The organism is Prevotella brunnea (genome assembly GCF_008016795.1).
GTDB classification, from domain to species: Bacteria; Bacteroidota; Bacteroidia; order Bacteroidales; family Bacteroidaceae; genus Prevotella; species Prevotella brunnea.
In genome coordinates this window covers 1-915 of record NZ_SDIK01000114.1, presented here as the reverse complement: position 1 = coordinate 915, position 915 = coordinate 1, and the positions used below count along the sequence as shown (strand labels likewise).

1 protein-coding gene is annotated in these 915 nt (G+C 37.9%); it reads left to right on the top strand.

What is annotated here, in order from left to right; genetic code table 11:
* Nucleotides 1-915 (top strand): DNA-methyltransferase (locus tag ETF27_RS11130; RefSeq protein WP_147785844.1); only part of this gene is annotated, 915 nt, incomplete at both ends.

Genomic DNA, 915 nt, shown 5'->3' with positions numbered 1-915 from the left:
TGAAAGAAACAAGACACTGACTGTTTCAGCAAGCGAAATTCCAACATTGGAAAAATTTATTCTTTCAGCAAGTGATATTAAAAAATCATTTGCCGATGACTCAATTATTAATGCAGATCTTTTTGATTGTCTTGATTATATTCCTAATGGGTATTTCAATTTGATAATTATCGATCCTCCATATAATCTCGACAAAGATTTCCATGGGAAAAAGTTTTCAAGCATGAAGTCTGATGCGTATGAAGACTACCTTAGAAGTTGGTTCTACAAAGTTTGCGACAAACTTGCTCCAAACGGAACACTATATGTGTGCGGAGACTGGAAGTGTACTTCATCAATGCAAAGAGTCATTGAAGAACGCTTAACGGTCATAAACCGTATAACATGGCAAAGAGAAAAGGGAAGAGGTGCAAAGTCTAATTGGAAAAACGCCATGGAAGATATTTGGTTTGCAGTGAAAAATCCCAAAGATTATTACTTTGACGTTGATTCTGTTATGATGAAACGTAAAGTTATTGCACCATACAAGGTGGATGGGAAGCCAAAAGATTGGGAGGAAACAGAGTCCGGTAATTTCCGAATTACATATCCTTCTAATTTTTGGGATGATATTAGCATACCTTTTTGGTCGATGCCGGAGAATACCGACCATCCAACTCAAAAGCCGGAAAAGTTGTATGCCAAGTTAGTACTTGCATCAACCAAACCCGGCGACAAAATTTTTGACCCATTTTTAGGTAGTGGAACAGCTGCTGTTGTCGCTCAAAAATTAGGTAGGAGTTATTGCGGAGTAGAGATCAACCGAGAGTATTGCTATTGGGCTGTTAAGCGCTTGATGAATGCTATTGGGGATAATACAATTCAAGGATATGAAGATGGTGTGTTTTGGAAAAGATATTCTTTGGGCGCTCTATA